The 19,406-nt window shown below is 73.7% G+C and carries 15 protein-coding genes; 4 read left to right on the plus strand and 11 right to left on the minus strand.

Going from position 1 to position 19,406, the window contains the following annotated elements; all coding sequences use genetic code 11:
* Window positions 1-150: 150 nt before the first annotated feature.
* On the minus strand, window positions 151-939 hold the full coding sequence (locus ACZ3HQ_RS13865) for a GntR family transcriptional regulator (protein ID WP_467510520.1): 789 nt from the start codon (window positions 937-939) through the stop codon (window positions 151-153).
* Window positions 940-1,117: 178 nt separating this feature from the next.
* Between ACZ3HQ_RS13865 and ACZ3HQ_RS13870 the strand changes: the two genes are divergently transcribed.
* The gene (locus tag ACZ3HQ_RS13870) at window positions 1,118-1,960 is read left to right on the plus strand and encodes a (2Fe-2S)-binding protein (protein WP_467510522.1); all 843 of its coding nucleotides are present in this window, start codon (window positions 1,118-1,120) and stop codon (window positions 1,958-1,960) included.
* Between the two features lie 197 nt (window positions 1,961-2,157).
* Window positions 2,158-3,189: a DUF2637 domain-containing protein gene (locus tag ACZ3HQ_RS13875; RefSeq protein ID WP_467510524.1), complete on the plus strand. Its 1,032-nt coding sequence runs from the start codon at window positions 2,158-2,160 to the stop codon at window positions 3,187-3,189.
* A gap of 68 nt (window positions 3,190-3,257) precedes the next feature.
* Here ACZ3HQ_RS13875 and ACZ3HQ_RS13880 read toward each other — a convergent pair whose 3' ends face one another.
* The 3 genes from ACZ3HQ_RS13880 to ACZ3HQ_RS13890 all read right to left on the minus strand — a co-directional run bounded on the left by ACZ3HQ_RS13880 (window position 3,258) and on the right by ACZ3HQ_RS13890 (window position 8,041).
* Window positions 3,258-3,701: an ATP-binding protein gene (locus ACZ3HQ_RS13880; RefSeq protein ID WP_467510526.1), complete on the minus strand. Its 444-nt coding sequence runs from the start codon at window positions 3,699-3,701 to the stop codon at window positions 3,258-3,260.
* 331 nt (window positions 3,702-4,032) lie between these two features.
* Complete coding sequence (locus ACZ3HQ_RS13885; protein WP_467510528.1) at window positions 4,033-5,775, minus strand: pyruvate dehydrogenase; 1,743 nt, start codon at window positions 5,773-5,775, stop codon at window positions 4,033-4,035.
* Window positions 5,776-5,845: 70 nt separating this feature from the next.
* Window positions 5,846-8,041 (minus strand): protein phosphatase 2C domain-containing protein, encoded by a 2,196-nt coding sequence (locus ACZ3HQ_RS13890; protein WP_467510530.1) that lies wholly within the window; start codon window positions 8,039-8,041, stop codon window positions 5,846-5,848.
* Window positions 8,042-8,138: 97 nt separating this feature from the next.
* Here ACZ3HQ_RS13890 and ACZ3HQ_RS13895 point away from each other — a divergent pair, with 97 nt between their 5' ends.
* Window positions 8,139-8,621, plus strand: a complete 483-nt coding sequence (locus ACZ3HQ_RS13895) for a DUF456 domain-containing protein (RefSeq protein WP_467510532.1) — start codon at window positions 8,139-8,141, stop codon at window positions 8,619-8,621.
* 12 nt (window positions 8,622-8,633) lie between these two features.
* Here the strand turns inward: ACZ3HQ_RS13895 and ACZ3HQ_RS13900 are convergent, their stop codons facing one another.
* The 3 genes from ACZ3HQ_RS13900 to ACZ3HQ_RS13910 form a co-directional block, all read right to left on the minus strand.
* Window positions 8,634-9,800, minus strand: coding sequence for an SGNH/GDSL hydrolase family protein (locus ACZ3HQ_RS13900; RefSeq protein WP_467510534.1), 1,167 nt, complete (start codon window positions 9,798-9,800; stop codon window positions 8,634-8,636).
* 132 nt (window positions 9,801-9,932) lie between these two features.
* Window positions 9,933-10,427, minus strand: a complete 495-nt coding sequence (locus ACZ3HQ_RS13905) for a methylated-DNA--[protein]-cysteine S-methyltransferase (RefSeq protein ID WP_467511065.1) — start codon at window positions 10,425-10,427, stop codon at window positions 9,933-9,935.
* A gap of 8 nt (window positions 10,428-10,435) precedes the next feature.
* Window positions 10,436-11,827, minus strand: coding sequence for a DNA-3-methyladenine glycosylase 2 family protein (locus ACZ3HQ_RS13910; RefSeq protein WP_467510536.1), 1,392 nt, complete (start codon window positions 11,825-11,827; stop codon window positions 10,436-10,438).
* A 229-nt stretch (window positions 11,828-12,056) separates the two neighbouring features.
* Between ACZ3HQ_RS13910 and ACZ3HQ_RS13915 the strand changes: the two genes are divergently transcribed.
* Window positions 12,057-13,007 carry an SDR family NAD(P)-dependent oxidoreductase gene (locus ACZ3HQ_RS13915; protein WP_467510538.1) on the plus strand — a complete coding sequence of 317 codons (951 nt, stop codon included), beginning with the start codon at window positions 12,057-12,059 and terminating at the stop codon, window positions 13,005-13,007.
* A 28-nt stretch (window positions 13,008-13,035) separates the two neighbouring features.
* Here the strand turns inward: ACZ3HQ_RS13915 and rsgA are convergent, their stop codons facing one another.
* From rsgA to ACZ3HQ_RS13935, 4 genes are all read right to left on the minus strand, one after another.
* On the minus strand, window positions 13,036-14,136 hold the full coding sequence (gene rsgA / locus ACZ3HQ_RS13920) for a ribosome small subunit-dependent GTPase A (protein WP_467510540.1): 1,101 nt from the start codon (window positions 14,134-14,136) through the stop codon (window positions 13,036-13,038).
* Window positions 14,137-14,325: 189 nt separating this feature from the next.
* A complete protein-coding gene (locus tag ACZ3HQ_RS13925) occupies window positions 14,326-16,338 on the minus strand; it encodes a PE-PGRS family protein (RefSeq protein WP_467510542.1) in 2,013 nt (670 codons plus the stop codon).
* 38 nt (window positions 16,339-16,376) lie between these two features.
* Window positions 16,377-17,843, minus strand: coding sequence for a cellulose binding domain-containing protein (locus tag ACZ3HQ_RS13930; RefSeq protein ID WP_467510544.1), 1,467 nt, complete (start codon window positions 17,841-17,843; stop codon window positions 16,377-16,379).
* A 233-nt stretch (window positions 17,844-18,076) separates the two neighbouring features.
* Complete coding sequence (locus ACZ3HQ_RS13935) at window positions 18,077-19,396, minus strand: radical SAM protein (RefSeq protein WP_467510546.1); 1,320 nt, start codon at window positions 19,394-19,396, stop codon at window positions 18,077-18,079.
* Between the last annotated feature and the right edge of the window lie 10 nt (window positions 19,397-19,406).

Here is a 19,406-nt window from a genome sequence, read left to right on the forward strand (position 1 = left end):
GGCTGACGGCGAGCGCGGAGTGTCAGCGGCTGTGGCTGCGGCTGTGGCGGACGCCAGGTGTTGAGCCCGCCGGGATCGCGATCACCGCGGCCCGTACCGGAAGCAGGTCTCCGGCCGGAGACACGACCCCGCCCCGCGCGGATCGCCCCCTCAGTCCCGCTCTGCGAAGTGCTCCGCCACCAAGTCCCCCACCAGGTCCACGTCGCCGGAGGCCAACGCGTCCAGGAGGGCCGTGTGTTGGGCGGCGTCGCGGAGGAGGACCGCGCGGTGCTGGCGGGGTGGGGTGGTGGAGAGGGGCCAGTGGGCGCGGCGGTGGAGGTCTTCGGCGATGCGGAGGAGTTGTTCGTTGCCGGCGAGGGAGAGCAGGGCGCGGTGGAAGGCGCGGTCGGCCTCGGCGTACACGGCCGGGCAGCCGGACGCGGCCGCGCGGGCGGTGTCCTCGGCGAGCGGGCGCAGCTCGGCGAAGCGAGCGGCCGGGACGGTGCCGGCCAGCCTCAGCAGGACGGGGACTTCGAGCAGCGCCCGTACCTCCGCCAGCTCGGCCAGCTCACGGGCGCCGCGCCGTACCACCCGGAACCCACGGTTGGGCACGACCTCGACGGCGCCCTCCAGCGCGAGCTGCTGCATGGCCTCGCGGACCGGCGTGGCCGAGACCCCGAACCGCTCACCGAGCACCGGCGCCGAATAGACCTCGCCGGGACACAGCTCGCCGGTCGTCAGCGCGGAGCGCAGCGCGTCGAGGATCTGCCCGCGCACCGAGGCCCGCTGCACGACCGCACGCGGTCCCGGCAGCGGCGGCTCACTGTGGGTGTGCTCACCCCGTACCCCCGAGGTGCCCTCGGCCCGTTCGCGGGACTGGGCCGGGACCCGCGGGGCGGCGGGCCGCTCGGCGTGCCGGGGCAGCCCCGTACCGGAGACGTCGTGCAGGCCCTGGTTCACGGGTCCTCCTCGGGCTGTTCGGCGGCCGGGGCCCGGCCCCGGACACGGACGACGGACCGTCACATGTCCGTCAAGCACCTTAGGCGCAGGAGGCGGCACTTCAAATTCCCGGAAAGATGGGTAAGGTTAGCCTTACCTGTACGCCCGCCCCCGCGTTCGAAGGATCGGTGGTCCCGCCATGCTCGCTACGGCCTCGCCGCTCACCGCAGCGTACGCCCGGCTCGGCGAGGTTTATCCGGGGCTGAGCGTGACGGTCATGGAGGACCCGGCACGCCCCCTGCCCGCAGGCGACGGCTGGGTCACCGCCGACGGCCTCGCGGCCGGGGGCGCCCAGCTCGACTCCTTCCTCGCGTGGGACGACGCCCAGGTGCTGCGGGACTACGGACAGCCCGCCCGCCCCGACGTGATCGCCGGCTTCGGCCTGCACCGGTACGCGTGGCCCGCCTGCCTCCTGATCACCGTCCCCTGGTTCCTGCACCGCCGCGTCCCCCGGCTGCCCGCCGCCCACGTCGCCTACCACCGCACCGAGGGCCGGATGACCGTACGGCCGGGCACCTTCGCCTGTCTGCCGGACGACCCGGCGGCCGGGCTGCCCGAGGCGGTCGTGGTGGCCGACGAGGAGGCGCTGCGCGCCGAGGTGCGCGCGGCCGTGGCCGAGCACCTCGAACCCGTACTGGGCGGCTTCGGCCCGCGCATGCGGCGGCGCGGCCGCGCCCTGTGGGGCATGGCGACGGACGAGATCGTCGAGGGCCTGTGGTACCTCGCCTCCCTCCTCGGCGAGGTCGAGGAGCGCCGCGCCGTGCGCGAGCTGGAGCTGCTGCTGCCGGGCACCACCCGCCCCTACGCGGGCTCGGCCGCGTTCCGTGAACTGACCGGTCCGGACGGCGCCCCGCTGGCCACCCGCGACCGGGTGAGCTGCTGCATGTTCTACACCCTGCGCCCCGAGGACACCTGCGCCACCTGTCCCCGTACCTGCGACAGCGACCGCGTCGCCAGGCTGACGGCGGCCGCGGCGGCCTGAGCGAGCCGGAACCACTCGTTCGAGCGGCGAAAATCGAACTCAACTACCCAGTCGCAGCACACAGTTCGAGTAGAACGGCGCCATCTCGCCACCCTCGGGCCCCTTTGAAGGATCGTTGCCTCGAAATCCCCGGCCGACCGCCGGGAATGGGTCACTATGACGGGCGATACGCCCTATCCCAAGGCAAGGGACCCCTGATGCGAATGACCGACATATCGCTGAACTGGCTGCTTCCGGGCGCCGTGCTGCTCCTGGGCGTGCCGGCGGCGATCGCGGTGCTCGCGCGCGGCAAGCGCTCCTCCGGGGAGAAGACGGGTGCGGACGACTCCTGGGAGCGCAGCGAGGAGCGCCGCAGGCGCAAGGAGGCGGTCTACGGCACCGCCTCGTACGTCCTGCTGTTCTGCTGCGCCGCGGTGGCGGCGGCCCTCTCCTTCCACGGCCTGGTCGGCTTCGGTGAGCAGAACCTCGGCCTCACCGGCGGCTGGCAGTATCTGGTGCCGTTCGGCCTGGACGGCGCGGCCATGTTCTGCTCGGTCCTCGCCGTGCGCGAGGCCAGCCACGGCGACGCCGCGCTGGGTTCCCGCATGCTGGTGTGGATGTTCGCCGCCGCCGCGGCCTGGTTCAACTGGGTCCACGCGCCACGGGGGATGGGCCACGACGGGGCGCCGCAGTTCTTCTCCGGCATGTCCCTGTCGGCGGCGGTGCTGTTCGACCGGGCGCTGAAGCAGACCCGCCGGGCCGCCCTGCGTGAACAGGGCCTGGTGCCGCGCCCGTTGCCCCAGATCCGCATCGTCCGCTGGCTGCGGGCACCGCGCGAGACCTACGGCGCCTGGTCGCTCATGCTCCTGGAGGGTGTGCGCAGCCTGGACGAGGCGGTCGAGGAGGTGCGCGACGACAAGCGGGAGAAGAGCGAGGCCCGTCAGCGCCGGCGCGATCAACAGCGCGTCGAACGCGCCCAGTTGAAGGCTCTGAGCCGAGGCGCCCGGAGCTTCGTGGGCCGGACGCCCACGCGGACGGTGGAGGTGCAGATGGACCGCGCCCCCGCCCCTGCGACCGGGGAGCCGGCCATAGCGGCGGAGAAGCTGACCACCCGCTCACGGCCCTCGCTGCAGTCGGTCCGCAAGGAGCAGGTCACCGTCGACCTCACCGCGGAGGACGACACGATGGCGCTGCCGCGGCTCGACTCGCTGGAGCGCAAGCTGAAGGACCTTGAGCAGCAGTTCGGTTGAGCCCGAGCGGCGGCGGGGTGGGGACGTGATCCCGTGGGATCGCGTCCCCACCCCGTCGTCGTCTCCGTCTACGCGGCCTGCGAACCCAGCTCGAACCAGACCGACTTGCCCACCGCGTGCGCCCGCACCCCCCAGGCGTCCGCGAGGGACCGCACCAGGACCAGGCCCCGGCCGCCTGTGTCCTCGTCCGGGGTCGGGGTGCGCACCAGGGGCCCTCGGGTCGTGAAGTCCCGTACCTCCACGCGGAGTCCGCGCGGGGAGACGACGGCGGTGAGGACCGCGTCGTCGTCGGTGTGCACCAGGGCGTTGGTGACCAGTTCGCTGGTGAGCAGTTCCGCTATGTCGGACCGGTCGGGCCGGTCCCAGTGCCGCAGCAGGCCGCGCAGCGCGCGCCTCGCCGCGGGCACCGCCGTGAGGTCGGCCCGCGCCAGCTCCCGTCTGAGCCGGTGCGCCTCATGTGTACCGCCGGTCTCGCCGTCTCCCGTGTCCGCCGGAGAGGCCCCCACCGTCATGGGACCGCCCCCTCGCGCCTGACTCGTCATGACCCCCGCCCACACGTCGCCGGCCCTCCCCCTCCTGGTCGACCGCGTCCACGACGGATGGTTGCCCAGTGGACCAACGGCCAGTCATGACCCCCGCCCGACCGCCGGGAGTTCGGCCACGCGCGGCGGCCGTACGGGCCGTCCACCGCCCGCCTGGACACGCGTACGGAAAGCGCGGAGGCGGCCGGAAGGCGCCGCAGGAGCCGTCTGGCGGCCCCTGCGGGCCCACCCGCACACCCTGCGCCCCCAATCGGTCACACGCGGTGAAACTGGCCGGAAATCACCGCCTCCCAGGGCGAGTTCAGGGCCGGGGGACGTTGCGGAGGTTGGAGCGGGCCATCTGGAGCATCCGGCCGACGCCGCCGTCCAGCACGATCTTCGAGGCGGACAGCGCGAACCCGGTGACCATGTCGGCCTTGATCTTCGGCGGGATCGAGAGGGCGTTGGGGTCGGTGACGACGTCCACCAGCGCCGGGCCCTTGTGTCTGAAGGCGTCCTTGAGCGCCCCGGCCAACTGCTTGGGCTTCTCCACCCGCACCCCGAACACACCGCACGCGCGGGCGACTTCGGCGAAGTCGGGGTTGACGTCGGTGGTGCCGTACGACGGCAGGCCCGCGACCAGCATCTCCAACTCCACCATGCCGAGCGCGGAGTTGTTGAACAGCACGATCTTGACCGGCAGATCCTGCTGCACCAGGGTCAGGAAGTCGCCCATCAGCATGGTGAATCCGCCGTCACCGGACATGGAGACGACCTGCCGGTCGCGGTCGACGAGCTGGGCGCCGATGGCCATCGGCATCGCGTTCGCCATCGAGCCGTGCGAGAACGAACCGATGATCCTGCGACGGCCGTTGGGCGAGATGTAGCGGGCGGCCCAGACGTTGTTCATGCCGGTGTCGACGGTGAAGATCGCGTCGTCGTCGGCCAACTCGTCCAGCACGGACGCCACATACTCGGGATGGATGGGGATGTGCTTGTCCACCTTGCGGGTGTACGCCTTGACGACGCCCTCCAGCGCGTCGGCGTGCTTCTTCAGCATCCGGTCCAGGAAGCGGCGGTCCGTCTTCTCCCGCACGCGCGGGATCAGACACCGCAGCGTCTCGCGGACGTCGCCCCACACCGCGAGGTCCAGCCGCGACCGCCGCCCGATGACCTCGGGGCGTACGTCGATCTGCGCGATCTTCACGTCGTCCGGCAGGAACGCGTTGTACGGGAAGTCGGTGCCGACCAGGATCAGCAGCTCGCACTCGTGGGTGGCCTCGTAGGCCGCGCCGTAGCCGAGCAGCCCGCTCATGCCGACGTCGTACGGGTTGTCGTACTGAATCCACTCCTTGCCGCGCAGGGCGTGCCCCACCGGGGACTTGATCCGGCCCGCGAACTCCATCACCTCGGCGTGGGCGCCCGCCGTGCCCGCGCCACAGAACAGGGTGACCTTGTCGGCCTGGTCGATCATCTCCACCAGGCGGTCGATCTCGGCGTCGCCGGGGCGGATCGTGGGCCGGGAGGTGACCAGGGCGCTCTCGAAGGACTGGTCGGGCGCGGGCAGGTCGGCGACGTCGCCGGGCAGCGTGACGACGCTGACGCCGCGCTGGCCGATGGCGTGCTGGATGGCGGTCTGGAGCAGCCGGGGCATCTGCTGCGGGTTGGAGATCATCTCGCTGTAGTGGCTGCACTCCGCGAACAGCCGCTCGGGGTGCGTCTCCTGGAAGTAGGAGAGGCCGATCTCGCTGGACGGGATGTGGGAGGCCAGCGCCAGTACGGGTGCCATGGAGCGGTGGGCGTCGTAGAGGCCGTTGATCAGGTGCAGGTTGCCGGGGCCGCAGGAGCCCGCGCACGCCGTCAGTCTGCCGGTGATCTGCGCCTCGGCGCCGGCCGCGAAGGCGGCGACCTCCTCGTGCCGTACGTGCACCCAGTCGATCCCGGCGTTGCGGCGCACGGCGTCCACGACCGGGTTCAGGCTGTCGCCGACGACGCCGTACATACGGCGCACGCCGGCGCGGGCGAGGATGTCGACGAACTGCTCGGCGACGTTCTGTCTGGCCATGACGGTCGTCCGCCCCTTCGCGGTCCCTGGGATACGCCCCTGCGCTTCCATCAAGTCACAGCGGCCCCGGTTACGCCTCCCAAACGGCGGCGGCCGTACGGTCGTCGGCGTACCCCTTCACCCTGGTCTGCGTGTCCGCGAGGAACCCGGCGAGACCGGGCGCGGCGGGGCGCGACCAGCGGCGGCCCAGGAACGCGCGCAGCGCCGCCTCCCCCCGCAGCGGGTCCGCGAGGCCGGAGGTGCACATCATCAGCACATCACCCGGCCGGGCTATGACGGCCCGGAACCGGAACGGCGTCTGCGGCGGCTCGGCCGGTTCGTACGGGCCCGGCGGGGCCGGGACGCCGAGGTCCATCGTGAGCCGGTCGCCGTCGGGGGTGCCCTCTGCCGGTACGGCCGGTGAGGCTGGTTCGATGTCCCGCCACTCGCCGTCCCGCAGCCGGAACAGGCCGCCCTCCCCGGCGCCGAAGAACACGCGGGTGCGGCAGTCGGGGTCGGCGGGCAGCAGCAGACAGCGCAGGCTCGTGGTGGGTTCCCCGGAGTCGGCGCGGAGTTTGCCCAGGGTGCGGTCGGTGAGGCGGTTCAGCCCGGACTTGAGGTCGCCGCGCCGGTCCGCCCGCAGGTCCTCCACCAGCCGTTCGTGGCTGCGTCCCACCGCCTGCCCGATCCACCGGCACGCCTCGGCGGCCGCCCGGTGCGCACCGGGCGCGGCCCGCGCGCCGGTCGCCGTCGCCACCAGTACCAGTGCCTGCTCGCCGCTGCCGAACCGCGCCACCAGCAGCGCGTCCCGCCGTGCCTCCCCCCGGTAGCGCGCGGAATCCCCCCGCAACGACACCGCCCGCAACGTGCACGCCCCGTACCGCGCGCCCTCCAACACGGTGTCCGACACCAGTTCCCCGAGTTCCTCGGGATCGGCGGCGGGCAGCGCGGTGGGCTCGGGCGCGTAGGTGGGCGGCCGGGAGCCGACGTAGTCGGGGGCGGGGGGAGCGGCGGGGGTGAAGTGGGCTACGCCGGCGACGACGGGCCCTCGGGGCGCGCCCGGCCGCTCCGCGCTGGGCGCGGGCCAGCCGGGCATGGGCGGCACGGCGGGGGGTTGGCCGGGACGTGAATCCGGGCCGATTGGAGTACGCCCCGCCGGGCCGTCCGGCGGGGCAACGGGGGGCTCGCCCGGCCGCGCATCGGGGGCGGCTGGCGAAGCCGGGGTCCGCCCTGCCGGGGTGGCCGGGGCCCGTGACGGAACGGCAGGAGGCTCCCCCGGCCACGCATCCGGGGCGGTGGGCGAAGCCGGGGACCACCCTGCCGGGGTGGCCGGGGCGTCCGGCGGGACGGCGGGAGGCTCCCCCGGCCGCGCATTCGCGGCGGTTGGCGAAGCCGGGGTCCGTCCTGCCGGGGCATCCGGGGCCCGTGACGGGACGGCGGGAGGCTCGCCCGGCCACGCATCCGGGGCGGTGGGTGATACCGGCGCACGCCCTGCCGGGGCTTCCGGGGCCCTTGACGGAACGGCAGGAGGCTCCCCCGGCCTCGCATTCGCGGCGGTTGGCGAAGCCGGGGTCCGTCCTGCCGGGGCATCCGGGGCCCGTGGTGGGACAGCGGGAGGCACGTCCGGCCACGCATCCGGGGCGGTGGGTGATACCGGCGCACGCCCTGCCGGGGCGTCCGGGGCCCGTGGCGGGACGGCGGGAGGCACGCCCGGCCACGCATTCGCGGCGGTTGGCGAAGCCGGGGGCCACCCTGCCGGGGTGGCCGGGGCGCTGGGCGGACCAGGGGGAGGTCCGTCGGGCTGCTGGGCGCTCGGCGGGACGGGCGGCCGGCCCGCGGGCGCCTCCCGGCGGACGTCCGGCCCCGCGGTCGGCGGTAGCGCGTCCGGCACGGGAGGGGCAGGCGGTCCGACGGGCGGCGTCCGCCGGGTTTCCGGAGCCGGGGTCCCCGGCTGGGCACCGGGGGCTGGAGGCGCGGGCGGCTCGGTGCCCCGCTGTGCGGGAAGGGGCGGGCGTTGCTCAGGGGTCTGGTCGTCGGTTCTCCGGGCCGGCGGGGGTGGTGAGCCCTCCTGAAGCGTGCCCCGCCCCTCGGCGCCGCCGGGCACCGTCGCCCGTTTCGCCGAGGCGTAGCGGTCGTCCAGGGAATCCGGGGCCGGTGCCGGTCCGGTGTCGTCGGCCGTCTCGTCGTAGAGCTGCCCCCACCAGTCGTCGTCCTGGCGAGTGGGCCCGCCCCCCTGCTGACTCATGCCGGTAATTGTCACCACGCCGGCGGCGCGGAAACGGGGCATCGGCGAAATCCGGCCCTCCTCACCCAGCGCATCGAGGGACAGGGCGAACGGCCGTACGAGATCTGCGGTTCCGTCCGGGCTCGGGCACGCTGGGCAGATGGGAGCGTGGGAACTCCTGCTGGTCGGCCTGGTGATCGCGCTGGGCCTGTGCGGAGTACTGGTGCCCGGGGTGCCGGGGTCGTGGCTGGTGTGGGCCGGGGTGCTGTGGTGGGCGCTGACGAACCCGTCCGGCCTGGCCTGGGCGCTCCTGGTGGGTGCGACCGTCGTCCTGTTGCTGGCGCAGGTCGTCCGCTGGACGCTGCCCGCGCGCCGACTGCGGGCGAGCGGCGCGACGCCCCGGATGGCGGTCTACGCGGGTGTCGGCGCGCTCGTCGGCTTCGTGCTGCTGCCGGTGGTGGGCGCGCTGCCCGGCTTCATGGGCGGGATCTACCTCGGCGAGCGGCTCCGCCTCGGCCGCCACGGCGAGGCGATGGCCGCGCTGCGTACGGCGTGGCGCTCGGGCGGCTTCAGCGTGTTCACGGAACTCTTCGCCTGCCTGCTGATCGCGGGCGCGTGGCTGGGCGCGGTGGTGTGGGGCTGATCCCGCTCGGGTTCACAGCAGGACACGGCTCACGCAGTCCGCGACCGCCCGCATCCCGTCGTCGTCGAAGTGCAGATGGTCGCCGGGGTCGTACTCCGGCAGCAGGCGCTCGGGGTCGGCCGGATCGCGCAGCGCCGCGTCCGCGTCGCAGACCGCGTCGAAAGCGCCCCCGCCGCGGATGAACTCGTTGACCTGCTGCCGTACCTTCTCGCGTGCCGCCGTGTGCAGCGGGTGGCCGGCGTACGGGGTGAGGGTGACGCCCACGACCCGCAGGTGCCGGGCGTGGGCGCGGGCGACGACGGTGCGGTAGGCGTCGGCGTAGGCGCTGACGTCGTCGGCGGTGGGCTTGCCGTTGATGTCGTTGACGCCCTCGAAGACGACGAGGACGCGGGCCCCGGCGCGGTCCAGCGCGTCCGCGTCGAGCCGGGCGAGGGCGCCGGGACCGGTGCCGTCGCGCAGCAGGCGGTTGCCGCCGATGCCCGCGTTGAGGACGCCTAGGCGGCGGTGGCGTCCGGCCAGCAGGTCGGGCCAGCGGTGGTTGGCGTCGTGGGTGGAGCCGTGGCCGTCGGTGAGCGAGTCCCCGAAGGCGACGACGCTGCCGGTCGCGGGCCCGCCGCGTACGTCGACACCGGCGACGTAGTACCAGTTGCTGATGGGGGTGCGGTACGCGGACCCGTCCTCGTCGGCCGCGTGCCCGGCGCCGACCAGCGCGATCCAGCTCGTCTGGAGGGCGGTGCCGTGCTGGGTGGCGGGGCCGGAGTCGTCCGGGGTGAGGACGGTGACCAGGAGGTCGGCGGCGGCCGGGACGGTGAGCCGGACCGGGTCGGTGAGGAGGTCCCGGCCGGGCGGGACCGTGGCGGTGGTGGCGCGGTGGAAGGTGGCGGTGCGCAGGGTGCCGGGTACGGCGTCCGGGCCCTGGCCCTGCCGGAGGGCGACGGTGACCGCGCCGAGGTGGAGCGGGGCGGTGCCGAGCCGGTTGGTGACGCGTACCCGCAGCTCGTGACCGCCGACGCTGAGGTGGACGATGTTGCGGATCGCGGCGCCGGGCAGGGCGGCGGCGGTGCCGGAGGGGGCGGCCTCCCAGGTGCCGGTCCACGATTTCTGTACCCCGGCGGCGCAGGCCGGGGCCGGGGTGAGGACCAGCAGCAGGGCCGCGAGGAACCGTACGACGTAGCGCAATGTCCGCCCTTTCGCACCGGGCCCGTCCGCGCGTCCGGGCCGCCGGAGGCGACGGTGTCACACCCGGCGGGCCCGTAGGGGGCACCGGCGCGGGGGCCCACCCGCACGGCCCAGCGGGGGCGGCCCCCAGGGTTACGCCTCCCCCAGCACCCCCTCCAGACGCAGCAGCCACATCTTTCGGTCGAGCCCGCCCGCGTATCCGGTCATCGTGCCGTCGGCCCCGATGACCCGGTGGCAGGGGCGGACGACCAGCAGGGGGTTGGCGCCGAGCGCGCCGCCGACCGCACGGATCGCGGCGCGCGGGGCGCCGACCCTGGCCGCGATCGCGCCGTACGTGGTGGTGGCCCCGTAGGGGACGGCGTCCAGCGCGGCCCACACCCGCTCGCGGAACTCGGTGCCCTGCGCGCGGACCGGCAGGTCGAACTCCTCGAGGTCGCCGGCGAAGTACGCGGTGAGCTGCTCGGTGGCCTCCCGGAAGGGTCCGGCGTCGTGCCGCCAGCCCTCCTGGACGGTCCGGCCGCCCTTCTGGCCGGGCACGGAGACCGAGGTCAGCGCGCCGTCGGCGTCGGCGGTGAGCAGCAGGGGGCCGACCGGCGAGGCCAGTTCGGTCCAGTAGGGGTTGTCCATGATCGCCATCACTCGGTCAGCTCCTCGGCGACCCGTAGGTGTTGTACGGCGTAGGACCGCCAGGGCCGCCAGGCTTCGGGCAGGTCCGTACCGGGTGGGGTGACGTCCGGGTCGCCGAGGACGCGCGCCCGGAGGGCGGCGACGGCGGCCGGGGTGATGCCGGGCAGCCCGTCCAGGACGCGCCGGGCCTCGTCCCGGTCGGCGCCGGGGTCGAGGCGCAGCCGGCCGTCGGCGAGGGCGGCGGCGAGCGTGCCGAGCGGGGTCCCGGCCTCCGCCTCGGCGAGGACGGCGGGCTCGGGGAAGAGGTGGGTGAGGGTGCCGCTGGGCGCGTCGAGCGCCTTGCCGTACCGGAGGACGAGCCGTTCGAGGGCCTCCGGAGACCCGGTCAGGACGCGGGCCGCGATCTCCAGCGGGTCGACGGCGCCGGGTGAGCGCAGTCCGGGCCGGGCGGCGACCAGCGGGGCGAGCCGGGGGTCGGCGGCGAGACGGGCGTCTACGGCGTAGGGGTCGGCGTCGAGGTCGTACAGCCGGCGCAGCCGGTGCACGGCGGTGGTGAGGTCGCGGGGGTCGGTGAGCAGCAGGCGCGCGTCGAGCCAGCCGCCGGGCCGGGTGCCGCCACGTGGCTCGGGGGTGTGGGCACGCTCGTGGACGACGGCGACGCCGGTGCCGTAGGGCAGCCGCAGGGTGCGCCGGTGGACGCGGGCGCCCATGGTGCCGGTCACCTCCTCGACGCCGGGTACGGCCTCGCGGGCGAGCAGGTCGAAGACGGCGCCGGCCTGGTAGGGGCCCCGGTGAGCGAGACGCAGCGGGATGCCGGTGCCGGGGGCGCCGCGGCGGGAGCGGGGGGCGGCGTCGCGTACCTCGGTGGGGGTATGGGCGTAGACCTCGCGGATGGTGTCGTTGAACTGGCGGATGCTGCGGAACCCGGACGCGAACGCGATCTCGGTGACCGGGAGTTCGGTGGTCCGCAGCAGGGTGCGCGCGGTGTGGGCGCGCTGGGCGCGGGCGAGCGCGACGGGTCCGGCGCCGACCTCGCCGGTGAGCTGGCGCTGCACCTGGCGGGCGCTGTAGCCGAGGCGGGCGGCGAGGCCGGTGACGCCCTCGCGGTCGACGACGCCGTCCGCGATCAACCGCATGGCCCGGCCGACGACGTCCGCGCGGACGTTCCACTCGGCCGACCCCGGCACGGCGTCCGGGCGGCAGCGGCGGCAGGCCCGGAAGCCCGCGCCCTGGGCGGCGGCGGCCGTGCGGAAGAACGTCACGTTGCACCGCTTGGGGGTCACCGCGGGGCAGCTCGGGCGGCAGTAGATGCCGGTGGTCCGGACGGCGAAGAAGAAGACGCCGTCGAACCGCCCGTCGCGGCCGCGCACCGCCTCGTACCTGCTGTCATCGTCCGTCATGCGTCCAGTGTCGGACGTGGAAGGGGGGCCGGGCCAGCGGAAAACGGACATGCAGATCCGCGCCGGTCGCGTAGCGGCTTTCCTGCTCTTCGGCCTTCCCGGAGGGGTGTCGGGGATCTGTGGGCGGTGAGCGTGATCTGTCGGCGTGGTGTCGGGAGAGATTGCGACCTTGGGGCGGGTCGGTGCTCTCCCTGAGCACGCTGCCACAGAGCGCAAGGAGCCTGTCATCGTGTCTTCCACATCCCGGAGCCGGCCGTGGGACGTCCACCGGCTGCCGTCCGCCGAGGGCAGCACCTTCCTGGTCACCGGGGGCAACGCCGGGATCGGCTACTTCACCGCGGAGCAGCTCGCCGCCACCGGCGCCGTTGTCGTACTCGGCAGCCGGGACCGGGCGAAGGCCGATGCCGCCATGGCCTCGATCCGCTCGCGCGTCCCCGGCGCGCGTGTGCGTCACCTTCCCCTGGACCTCGCCGACCTGTCGTCCCTGAAGACGGCCGTGGACAGGCTGGACCTCGATCGCCTCGACGCGGTGGTCCACAACGCGGGGGTCGCGCTCGACGACCCGCCGCGCCGAGAGACCGCGGACGGCCACGAGTTGATGTTCGGCACCAACCACCTCGGCCACTTCGCGCTGACCCAGTGGCTGGTCCCCCTGCTGTCCGCGGCGCCGGCGGGCCGCATCGTGACGGTGGGAAGCTTCGCGGCGCGTTCCGAGCGACTGGACCTCGGCGATCTGCAGTCGACCCGGGACTACCGGCCCAAGCGCACCTACGGCCGGTCGAAACTGGCCCAGATGTGCTTCGGCTTCGAACTCGATCGCCGCCTGCGGGCCGTCGGCAGCACGGTGCTCAGTGTGGTGGCCCATCCCGGCGGCGCACTGGACTCCCTCACCCCGTCCCGCCCGCCGGTAGGAGTCACCACCCCCGGCGAGCGGCTGCGCGCCTTGCCCGCCGGGCTCCTGGTGCAGGGCAAGGACGCGGGCGCATGGCCCGTCGTGCGCGCCGTCCTCGATCCCAGGGTGCGGGGAGGGGAGCTGTGGGGGCCGAGGGTCTTCGGCCTGCGGGGCAGGCCGAGGCAGGAGCCCGTCCCCTCTCACATGGCCGACCGAGCCGCCGCCGCACACCTGTGGGCGGTCAGCGGCGAGCTGGTCGGCGCCGATCCTCAGCTCGGCCTTCGGTAAGGACGGAACCCCGGGATCGTTTACGACATCACAGGCCCTGGGACCAGGGGCCCCGCTTGGCCCGCATCGCCGCGCGGCCCTCGGCTCCCTTGCGCTTCCAGTCCTTGCGGATCTCGGCGCGCAGGCGGGCGTCGGTCTTGGCGACGATCCGCTGGTTCTCGCGGATCAGCTTGCGGTAGCTCTCCAGCCGTCGGGCGGGCAGCTCGCCGGAGTCGACGGCGGCGGCGACCGCGCAGCCGGGTTCGGCGGCGTGGGAGCAGTCGTGGAACCGGCAGTGTGCCGCCAGCTCCTCGATCTCGGAGAACACCTGGCCGACCCCGTTCTCCGCGTCGTACAGTCCGACGCCGCGCAGTCCGGGGGTGTCGATGAGCACGCCCCCGCCGGGCAGCGGGAGCAGGTTGCGGGTGGTCGTGGTGTGCCGGCCCTTGCCGTCCACGTCCCGCGCGGCCCGGACGTCCATCACGTCCGCGCCGACGAGCGCGTTGGCCAGCGTGGACTTGCCCGCGCCGGACTGCCCGAGCAGCACGGCGGTACCGGTGCCGATCAGCGCCCGGAGCACCTCCAGCCCGTCCCCGTACAGCGCGCTGACGGTGAGCACGGGGACGCCGGGGGCGGTGGTCTCGACGTCCTGTACGAGGTGCGCCAGCGTCACCGGGTCCGGTACGAGGTCGGCCTTGGCCAGCACGACCACCGGCTGCGCGCCGGACTCCCAGCCCAGCGCGAGGAACCGCTCCACGCGCCCGAGGTCCAGCTCGACGGCGAGCGACACGGCGACCACGGCGTGGTCCACGTTGGCCGCCAGGATCTGCCCGTCGGACCGCTTGGAGGAGGTGGAGCGCACGAACGCCGTCCGGCGGGGGAGGTAGGCCCGGACGTACCGGGGGTCGCCGCCCTCGGGGTCGACGGCGACCCAGTCCCCCGTGCACACGACCTTCATCGGGTCACGGGGGACGACGAACTCGGTGTCCGCGCGGACGACTCCGTCCGCGGTGAGGACGTCACACTGCCCCCGGTCGACCCGGACCACGCGTCCGGGAAGCAGACCCTGACGGGCGTAGGGGGCGAACTCGGCTTCCCAGTAGGGGTCCCAGCCGAAGGGGAGAAGAGCGTGCGAGGAGGAGAGTTGCAAGGGAGACCCTTCACAGGGGTGACCCCGGCGAGCGCCTACGGCGCGATCGGATCAGCCGGTGGCCACGGAGGTGGAGTGGATGAACTTCTGGTCGCGGGCACGGCCCGTCACAGAGACAGCCATCGGTCACACCTCCCATTCCTCACTCAGCCGACAGCGGCGGCGAACTGCCGCCGCGCGAAGTGGTTCTCACTGTAGAGCGGCGCGTGCTGCGCCGCCATCGATTTCCGTGACGTCCAGCAAGTGGTGCATGACGGTTTCCGGGATGGCGGGGTTGGCGGCGGCGGCCTCTGCGGTGGTGCGGTCGTTGAGGAGGGTGATCAGGACGTGGGTGGGGAGGCGTGGGTCGGCGGCCGCGGTCTCCCTTATGAACCAGTGCGGATCGTCGAGCAGGCGGATCACTGAAGCGACGGACAGCCGCTCGTCACGCAGCGCGGAGTGGCGGATGCCCCAGTCCGCGTCCCGGCTGAAGCGTTCCACCAGTTCGGCGGGCGCCTCCGGGTCGAGAAGGGCGAGCAGGCGGGTACGGGGGTCGGGGTCGTCTGCGAAGCGGAGGGCGCCCTGCCGGGGGAAGTTGGGGTGTTCGATCATCCGGGCGGACGAATAGCCGTTCCAGCTCCGCACCATCTCCAGCAGGAGGTCGGCCGGGGCCTGGACGCAGTGTTCGGCGAGGAAGAGCCGGACGACCCAGTCCTCGTCGTGCGCCAGCAGTTCGACCACGTCGGGCGGCAGGTTCGTCGCGCACGCGGCGCTGCGGCGGAGCATGACGTGTGCGGAGGTGGCGCAGCGGCGCATGGCTTCCTCGTCGTCCGCCAAGTCCCGGACCCACGGAAGGGGGTTGCAGCGGGCGCTGGGGTCGAACTCGATGGCCACCCGGGCGCGTTCCGCCTCCGTGAGGTCTGGACGGAAGGACACCACCCGGCGGACCCCGGCCTCCGGGTCCTGGCCGAGCAGAGCCACCAGGTCGGCGTCCAGATGGAGGTTCTGGGCGACGGCGCTGCGCAGCGTCGTCTCGCCCCCGTGGACCAGTTCCTCGGCCAGCTCACGGTCGAGCATGCAGGTGCGCGCGGCGCGTTCCCGCTGGGCATCACCGGGGAGGTCGGCGAAACCGGCCGCCGGGAGCGGGGTGGAGAGGTGATGGCGCAACACGGCTTCGGCTCGCACACCGGCGTCCGGGTCCGCGAGCAGAACCGCCCGCGCCGAAGGCATCAGGTGCGCCCAGGCATGCGGAACGGCCTCCTTGCGTACCTCGGCGTCCGGGTCGGCGGCGAGTGCGACGAGGTGTCGCGCCGGCAGATCGCGGTGGCGGGCCAGTTCGGCGCGCACGCGCGGGCTGGGGTCGGTGGCGAGCTGGGCGAAGGTCGCGGCGGTGAGCGGCGAGCGGCCGTCCACCGCGCAGGTGAGCAGTATCCAGCGGTTCCTGGGATCGGGGTCCTGGAAGAGTACGGCGCGCCGTTCGGCGTCGAGTTGCCATCGCTCCGCCAGATTCCTGCGGACCCGCCACTCGGGATGCGCGACCCAGGCGTCGAGCATGTCATCGGGGAGGTCCCGGTAGTTGAGCGCGGACGAAAGCCGCTCCTCGGGACCGACGTCGAGCAGACGGCGCAGCACAGCCGGCGAGGAGGCGGGATTTTTGGCCAGCCCGTCGCGCCATGCACCCCTCAGCCGGGCCGAGGCGGAGTTCCGCCACAGGACGCTGTCCCAGCCGGACTCCCGCTCCGCCGGTCTCTCGGCCGCCCGCGCCCGTGCCCACGCCTCCAGCCAGTCGCCGAACGGGGCGACGGCCACGAACCAGACCTCGTACTCCTCGCAGGTGACGCCCAGGACGCTCTCCCCGTCCGGGGACATGGTCACGAACTCCGGCTGACCCGCGTCCGGGCCGAGGTGACCGGCCAGGTCCCACTGCTCCCCCAGCCGCACTCGGGTCCAGCAGGCGCAGCCCTGATTGCCGACGCTGATCAGGAACTCCCCGTCCGCGCCGATCACACCGCGCTCGACGGCGAGCCGGTGCCACTGCCGGTTCAGCTCGGCGACCAGGTCGGGACGGTCGTCGGGCACCGTGAGCGTGGGCTCGGTACTCGCCGCGATCACCGGGCGCCAGGCAGCTCGCGAGGGCCGGGCGTCGGAGACCCCGCCGTGCCCGGCCTTCTCCAGGCCGGCGCGCTGGAGCAGTTCGTGCAGTTCACCATGGCTGTCACTCATGAGGGCCATCCTCCCCTGCGGCCGACGACCCGCTTCGGTCAACCGTTCGCGCAGGGCTCACCGTTGAGCCGGAACGCGCGTGGCGCGCCGTTGCCCCCGTCGCGCGTCCCGACGAACCCGAACGCGATCGTCCCGTGGGCGGCCACCGAGCGGTTGTAGCTCTTGGCCTCCGCCGTGACCTGGGCGCCCGTCTGGTGCGGGGTGGCGTCCCAGGTCCGGCCGATGTGCTGGCCGTCGGGGAAGGTCCAGGTGAGCTGCCAGTCGGAGAGAGGGGTGTCGGTGGTGATGCGGAGGCTGGCCTGGAAGCCGTCGCTCCATTCGTCGTCGAGGTGGTAGGCGACGTGGCAAGTGACAGAAGGCGGCTCGGGGGACGGGGTCGCGGAGGGCTTCGGTGCCGGGGGCGCCGGTTTCCGAGACCGGGTCGGGGTCGGGGTCGGGGTCGGTTTCGGGGACGCCGGGGCCGGGACCGTGCGGGTGGTCGCCGGTGCCGCCGAACGGGAGGGAACCGGGGTGGGGTCGGGGTGCGGGGTGTCGGGCGCGGCGATCGGCTTCTGGTCGTCGCGGGCGGACACGTCGGTGTCGTCCGGGGTGCCGAAGGGCATCAGGGAGACGCCCAGGGCAACCGCGGAGAGAAGGCCGGCCGCCGCCAGGAGGCTGCCTCGCAGGACGCGACCTCGGGCGGCCTCGTCGTCCGTACGCGCCCCCGGCCCCGAGGGCCCGCCCACGCCGAGGCGCACCTCTGCGGCGCGGCGGCGGCGTTCGAGGTAGGCGAGGGCGCCCCAGCCGATGACGCCGCCGGCGAGCGCGGCCGGGATGCCGCCGCCGTGCAGGCGCAGGCAGGCGGCGGCCTCGGCGCAGGGGACGCAGGTGGCGAGGTGGCGGGAGAGGTCCTCGGGGGTCTCGGCGCCGGGCGAGCGGGTGACGGCGTCCAGCAGGCGTGCGTAGCTGCGGCACTCGGCGTCCAGCGGGGTGTCCCGGTGGGCGCGGTGGCAGCGGTCGTGGAACAGGACGCGCACCTGGTCGAGTTCGGCGCCCGTGGTCAGCGGGTCCAGGCCCAGCCGGCGGGCGACGCTGGGCAGCGGGAGCGACTCCACCTCGGCGAGCCAGAGCAGCGTGGCGTCGGCCTCGGGCATGTCCCGGAGACCCCGCAGCGCGACGGGCCGGCCCAGCGGTGGACCCGTATAGCGGGCGCCCGCCTCCGAGTTGAGCCAGAGGCGGAGGTCGGGGTCGAGCTTGTGCCCCTTGCCCGCGCTCTCCCAGCCGGCCGCCGTCTCCCGTACGGCGGTGAGGAGTTGGGGGACGACCGGCAGCCGGGCGGTACGGCCGCGCACGGCGCCCTGCGCGGCCCGCAGCTCGCGCATCCCCAGGGTGAAGGCTTCGTCGGCCAGTTGGTGTGCCGTTCCCGCTCCGGCCGTGCACAGGTCGGCGTAGGAGAGGACCGCGTCCCAGCACTCGGCGAACAGCGCCGCCTCGGCGGCATCCTGAGGGGGCGGCAGATCGGGCATCGGTCTCCAGCGTCCACGAGCGAGGGCCAACTCACCACAACATTGGTGGAGTTGGGGCCTCGCGGAGGCAGGAGCCTTTCACGCCGACGCCGGGCTGACAAGCGGACCCGGCGGATCGGGTGAGCGGCTCGTCGCCCGGCGTGACCGTGACCGCCCGCCGCGCGCCCGCCACTCCGTCAGGGGATACGGAAGCGCACGCTCGGCGGTTCAAAGCCCCCGAGTCATAGGCCGGTTCAGACCTCCACCCGCTCCTCGGCGGACAGGCTGTCCATGAAGGAGCTGACGGAGAACACCGCGTTGCCGGGGCCGGGCGGGCCGTAGCCGGGCGGGTAGGAGAGGCCGAAGTCGTCCATGGTGTTGCGGTACGCCTCCAGCAGCCGGATGTGGTACTCCAGCGGCGCGCCCTGCGGGTTGGCCTTGCCGAGCGGGGTGGTGGGCTCCGGGCACCAGGTGGTGAAGCGGGGCGTGATGCCGTGTGACATGAAGAAGCGCAGGCCCTCGGTGGTGGAGGCGATGGCCTCGTCGACGGTGGTGAAGCCGAAGGGCTCGGCCATCTCCACGCCCGCCACGAAGTTGGGGATCACGTTGCGCGCGCCGAACACGTCGGCGGAGTCCAGGATGCGCTTGTGCCACTCGTCGCGGCCGACGTACCGCTCCTTGCCGGGGCAGTACATCTTGAACAGGTACTCGTCCCACACCTCGAAGTTGGGGTGGTAGATCTGCACGCCGTAGTCCTTGAAGCGCTGCACGTCCGGCTTGGGCAGCGCCTGGGCGACGACCTTGCCGATCCAGCGGCCCGGGAAGTGCTCCTCGATGGCCTTGGCGTACCGCCCGTAGAAGTCGGCCTCGTCCAGCCCCTGGACCTTCGTCGTGATCGCGCCGCCCGTGAGGGTGTACGCGGTGGAGATCTTGGCGGTGTCGTACTTGTCGATGATCTCCAGCGCCTCGAGGACCTCGTCGACGTCCTTCACGCCCGTGTACGGCCGGCCCGCCGCCTTGTGCTGGCGCCAGTTGTGGTTGATGTCGCAGTACTGGCACTCCTCCTTGGCGCCGAAGTACTGGCAGACGCGGAAAGCGGTCAGATAGATCAGGTAGCCCCACTGGATGGTGGGGGCCACCTCCATGACCGACTTCCCGTTGGAGAGCTTGTGCCGGTAGTACTCCGGCATCGGCGGCACGCCGACGTCGGAGATCCGCTTACCGTCGAGGTAGAGGCCGAGCTGGCCGTGCTCGTCGGCGGCGACCCGGTAGGGGGAGGCGGGGTTCACCCGTACGGAGACGACGGTGCGGCGCAGGTCGTAGGGGCCGCCGGTGAGGATGATCTCCTCCGGGGGCCTGCGGAGCGCGGCCTCGCCCAGCTCGGGCAGGGTGCCGTGGTCGAAGGAGAAGATGAAGTACGACTTCGGCTTGACCTCGCCGTTCTCGTTGTCGCTGAGGGCCGAGGCGTCGAAGGCGACTCCGCCCCGGAGCAGGTCCTCCTTGAAGACGGCTTCCCGCGGCACATGCGGGAACCGCTCCATCAGATCCTCGACCAGCGCGGTGCGGCTGCCCATCCCTGTCTCC

Source organism: Streptomyces sp. NPDC018263 (assembly GCF_055562575.1).

Bases quoted from the DNA above. Each gene is read 5' to 3' on its own strand.
- ACZ3HQ_RS13905 (WP_467511065.1), bottom strand. From the start codon at position 10,427: ATGGACAACCCCTACTGGACCGAACTGGCCTCGCCGGTCGGCCCCCTG.
- ACZ3HQ_RS13910 (WP_467510536.1), bottom strand. From the start codon at position 11,827: ATGACGGACGATGACAGCAGGTACGAGGCGGTGCGCGGCCGCGACGGG.
- ACZ3HQ_RS13880 (WP_467510526.1), bottom strand. From the start codon at position 3,701: ATGACGGTGGGGGCCTCTCCGGCGGACACGGGAGACGGCGAGACCGGC.
- ACZ3HQ_RS13870 (WP_467510522.1), top strand. From the start codon at position 1,118: ATGCTCGCTACGGCCTCGCCGCTCACCGCAGCGTACGCCCGGCTCGGC.
- ACZ3HQ_RS13935 (WP_467510546.1), bottom strand. From the start codon at position 19,396: ATGGGCAGCCGCACCGCGCTGGTCGAGGATCTGATGGAGCGGTTCCCG.
- ACZ3HQ_RS13895 (WP_467510532.1), top strand. From the start codon at position 8,139: ATGGGAGCGTGGGAACTCCTGCTGGTCGGCCTGGTGATCGCGCTGGGC.
- ACZ3HQ_RS13885 (WP_467510528.1), bottom strand. From the start codon at position 5,775: ATGGCCAGACAGAACGTCGCCGAGCAGTTCGTCGACATCCTCGCCCGC.
- ACZ3HQ_RS13875 (WP_467510524.1), top strand. From the start codon at position 2,158: ATGCGAATGACCGACATATCGCTGAACTGGCTGCTTCCGGGCGCCGTG.
- ACZ3HQ_RS13925 (WP_467510542.1), bottom strand. From the start codon at position 16,338: ATGAGTGACAGCCATGGTGAACTGCACGAACTGCTCCAGCGCGCCGGC.
- ACZ3HQ_RS13930 (WP_467510544.1), bottom strand. From the start codon at position 17,843: ATGCCCGATCTGCCGCCCCCTCAGGATGCCGCCGAGGCGGCGCTGTTC.
- ACZ3HQ_RS13890 (WP_467510530.1), bottom strand. From the start codon at position 8,041: ATGCCCCGTTTCCGCGCCGCCGGCGTGGTGACAATTACCGGCATGAGT.